This is a genomic window from Thioalkalivibrio denitrificans, from assembly GCF_002000365.1.
GTDB classification, from domain to species: Bacteria; Pseudomonadota; Gammaproteobacteria; order Ectothiorhodospirales; family Ectothiorhodospiraceae; genus Thioalkalivibrio_A; species Thioalkalivibrio_A denitrificans.
Genome location: NZ_MVBK01000072.1, coordinates 1 through 3758, shown reverse-complemented (window position 1 = coordinate 3758; position 3758 = coordinate 1). Strand labels below are relative to the sequence as shown.

At 64.1% G+C, this 3758-nt stretch carries 6 protein-coding genes; 2 read left to right on the top strand and 4 right to left on the bottom strand.

Features of this window, described 5'->3' with window-relative positions; genetic code table 11:
* Positions 1 to 277: patatin-like phospholipase family protein (locus B1C78_RS11925; RefSeq protein WP_175628297.1), on the bottom strand; the 277-nt coding region annotated here is incomplete at its 3' end.
* A 175-nt stretch (positions 278 to 452) separates the two neighbouring features.
* On the opposite strand from B1C78_RS11925, the gene B1C78_RS11920 reads away from it, so the two are divergent.
* A complete protein-coding gene (locus tag B1C78_RS11920) occupies positions 453 to 1046 on the top strand; it encodes a hypothetical protein (protein WP_077279395.1) in 594 nt (197 codons plus the stop codon).
* 181 nt (positions 1047 to 1227) lie between these two features.
* Here the strand turns inward: B1C78_RS11920 and mtgA are convergent, their stop codons facing one another.
* From mtgA to B1C78_RS11905, 3 genes are all read right to left on the bottom strand, one after another.
* Positions 1228 to 1938 carry a monofunctional biosynthetic peptidoglycan transglycosylase gene (gene mtgA / locus B1C78_RS11915; protein WP_077279394.1) on the bottom strand — a complete coding sequence of 237 codons (711 nt, stop codon included), beginning with the start codon at positions 1936 to 1938 and terminating at the stop codon, positions 1228 to 1230.
* 517 nt (positions 1939 to 2455) lie between these two features.
* The gene (locus B1C78_RS11910) at positions 2456 to 2710 is read right to left on the bottom strand and encodes a Smr/MutS family protein (protein WP_077279393.1); all 255 of its coding nucleotides are present in this window, start codon (positions 2708 to 2710) and stop codon (positions 2456 to 2458) included.
* Positions 2711 to 2754: 44 nt separating this feature from the next.
* Positions 2755 to 3270: a histidine phosphatase family protein gene (locus B1C78_RS11905; RefSeq protein WP_077279392.1), complete on the bottom strand. Its 516-nt coding sequence runs from the start codon at positions 3268 to 3270 to the stop codon at positions 2755 to 2757.
* Between the two features lie 121 nt (positions 3271 to 3391).
* Here B1C78_RS11905 and B1C78_RS11900 point away from each other — a divergent pair.
* Positions 3392 to 3758: DUF427 domain-containing protein (locus B1C78_RS11900; RefSeq protein WP_139349916.1), on the top strand; the 367-nt coding region annotated here is incomplete at its 3' end.

Here is a 3758-nt window from a genome sequence, read left to right as displayed (position 1 = left end):
GATCCCAAAGCGTGCGCTGCACGGGTGAGAGCAGCGCGGCGTCGCTGACCGACTTCCAGAATGCGCCGAGCGCCTCCCGCGCGCCGTCCCGACCGCCCCGGTCCATGCCGTCGGCCATGACCACGGCATTCATGGCGCCGGCGCTGGTGCCGCTGATGGTGGCGATTTGGACGCGCGGATCCTCCAGGAGCCGATCCAGGACGCCCCAGGTCAACGCGCCGTGGGCGCCGCCGCCCTGCAGGGCGAGATCGACGGTCTTGCGGCTTTCGTGGGTCATCGGCCTGCCTCCTGATGCATGTGCCTTATATTGCACTGCAACATGACCCGGCCTGTCCACCCCCCTGCAGGGTCGGCCATCGCCCCGCTGTCCGGTCATAACCCAAATGGGTGATTCGCCCGCTCCCCGATCAACCGATCATTGCACCCCGATGCCCGGGAGAACGCGCCGCTGGTTGTCAACACGCCAGGCGGCACCTTTCGGGGAGGCCGTTGCCCGTGTCCGCATCATCGTCGAAGAGGCTGAAGGCCGGGCGGCAACCAACACTGTTGTATGGGTGCAATCGCAGGGAGACACCATAATGAAGTTGCAAAATCTGCTCGTTGCGTTTTCCGTGGTCGGCCTGGCCCTGTTCTCCATTCCGGATCAGGCACAGGCCGGACAAACTGTTGCCAACGCCAATCAGTGCGTCTCCATCGGCAGCAGGCCGCTGCTCGGCCATTCAGGGTCGGACCACACCATCCAGAACCGGTGTTCCCAGGATATTGAGGTCATGTGGTGTGCGGATGGTTATTATGAGAATGCAAGCTCCAACCCCGGGATGAACCGGTCTCACGGAAGGAACTGTGGCAACGGTCGCGTCAGTGACAGGAACACGGCAGGTTTCTATTACACGACGAGCCGCGTTCGTCCCGGGAGCTACGTTGATACCTATTCCGGTACGAGGGGCGGCCAGATCGTTTATGCGGCGTGCCCGGCCGAAGTAAACGGCCGACGCGTGATGCCCTACGCGGGCGCTGGCGGCAGCTTCTCCTGCCGCGTCCGTTAAGGGGTTGTCATCACATCATGCGCATGGAAGCACGCTGCCCCCCCCGCATGGGGGAGTCTCCGGCATACGGGTGCATGAGGCGCCCGGTGCCGGAGAATTCAGTGGCGAAAGTGCACGAGGAAAACGGGACAGCCATGATCGCGCTCGCGGTTCCGGCGTCATGAGCTCCGACTGGTTCTGTCTACCACCCCAGCTGGCTCATCCGTTGTTCAATGATCCCGGCATACCCGTCCATCGCCTGCGGGCGTCGTACCAGGGGTGCGGGCAGTATTGCAGCAAGGCGCATGGCCTGATAACGGGAGAGGTCGGCGGCGGGGATGCCGTAGTGGTATCGCGCTGCGGACTCTGCACCGTAGATGCCGGGGCCGAACTCCACCACATTCACGTACAGTTCGAGGATCCGGTTCTTGCCCAGGATCCACTCGGCCGGTGGCGTCAGTGCCCATTCGTAGACCTTGCGCACCGGGTTGCGGTGTGTGGTGAAGAACAGGTTCTTGATCAGTTGATGGGTGAGGGTGGACGCCCCGCGCATTGGCAGGTCCGTGGCCTGCGCCCGATTCCTGGCTTCCCTCACCTCCTGCCAGTCGAAACCGCGATGCTGGAAGAAACGGGCATCCTCGGCCGCCACCACGGCCCGGGGCAAATGCGGTGAGATCTGCGCCTTCGAACGCCAGCGGTAGTCCCGGACGGGGTGCTGGGAAGAAACCAGTTGTTCCACGGTCCGCTGGATCTGAACCGTTGTGGTGGGTGGCGGGAGATGGCGCAGGTAGACCAGCCCTGCGATGCACAGCAGATAGTATGCGATCGGCAGCAGGGCGATGACCACGAGGGTTCGACGCAGACGTCCGCCGCCGTTGCGGCGGTTGCCGGTATTGCGCCTGGCGCGTCTCATGGAGAGTATCCGGCACCCTGTCCGGACCCCGGCTCAAGGCCATGCCACTGCACAGATCCCATGGGGTCGTGTTTCGCTCGGGAAGGAGATGTCGATGACGGGCCAGAGCGTAATGGCGGGCGGGGAGGACTTCAACCGCGGATGACAGTGACTGAGACATTCAGCCTTCAAAGGGTGATCACGGCCACAGTCGCCACTAGCTGTATTACCCCAACAGGTTGTTCACAGATAAAGCGCAGGAGGCTCTCGCGAAGGAGCGAAGCATGTCCTGCGATGTTTGTTGTAGGAGCCCAGCCCTCTGGGCGAACCGGCGTTTTACCAGCACTGCGTTCGCCCAGAGGGCTGGGCTCCTACAACCGGCCCCGCCTGCCAGCAGCTCACTCCGGATGAACAACGTATTGAGAGATCACAACTAGCCCGCATATCGCACCACCCTTCTACTGCGGCCGCCGATCTGCGCGCCCCGTCACAGCGGCATCTCGACGCCCTCGCTACGAACGGTGGTGAGATATGCGGGCTAGTGGCGAAAGTGCACGAACAGCCGGCCGAAGTTTTTCGAGTCCTTCTCGATGCGGTGATAGCGGGCCTTGATCTCCGGTCGTTCGAGGAACTTCAGCACCCGCTTCTTCAACTGGCCTGAACCCTTCCCCGGGATAATCTCCACGGTGCGGATGCGTTTTTCCTCGGCGTCGTCGAAGACCTGCTGAAGGGCCTGTTCGATCTGCCGGCCCTGATTGAAGATGGCATGCAGGTCGAGTTTCAGTCGTGCCATGGCTGTTGTCCGTGGATGCGTGCGGCGTGATCACCGGCCCCGCCTTACTCGCCGAAGTGTCGTTTCACCAGCTGTGAATCGCCGCTGTCGGGAACGCGCAGTATGTAAAGGTCACCATACTCCACGGGGGGTGGCCCCTTGCCCCCCAGGATTGCGAAGATGCGGTCCAGGTTGGTGATGTTGCCCACCCACAGCACCGTTGCGCCGGGGTGGTCCGAGAGGAGGCGCCTGGCGACCTCGGTCTCGTCGGGGTTGGCGGGCATGCGAATGATCGGCAGGCCCCGTTCCAGCGCCAGCGGGGCGGCGGTGTCGATGTTGCGGCTGAGGTCCGGGCTGTAGATCGCAACAATGTCCAGGTCCGCCACCGCGGCAGGCAGGGCCGCGGCCCTCGCCCGGCCGGCGTCGGTCAGCTCTTCGGTGATCATGGAGCGCTCCGTATGGCGGACGAGAACGACGGTGGTGGTAGTGCCCTCCGGCGACCACATCCTGGGCGCGCAGCCGGCAGTCGCTGCCAGGATCACCAGCAGACAGCAGGTGATGAACCGCTTGTGTGTCATCATGCGCCGCCCCCGGTCTGGTGTCGTCCGCGTTCCCCCTTTATCTTGGCATTCGGTGCCCCCGGGTGCATCCGCTTCGTTCAGTCACAACGTCCCTGTGGGCGACGAACGGGAGGGAACGATCATGAGCAGGCCCGAACGCCCCCATCTCGAACCGGGCCAGGAATGGGTCTGGGATTATCCCAGGCCCCCGCGCGTGGAGGCCGTGCCCCGACGGCTGCGCGTGGTGTATGCCGGAGAGACCATCGCCGACACGGTGCGCGGCTACCGTGTCCTGGAAACCTCGCACCCGCCCACCTGGTACATTCCCCGCGAGGACGTGCGCGCCGACGTACTGGAGCCCCACGCCCGGCGGACGTACTGCGAGTGGAAGGGGGAGGCGGTCTACTGGACACTGGTGTTGAACGGCAACCGCTCTGAAGCCGCCGCCTGGTCCTATCCCGATCCGACGCCCGCGTTCGAGGTGATCCGGGATCACCTCGAACGCGGGC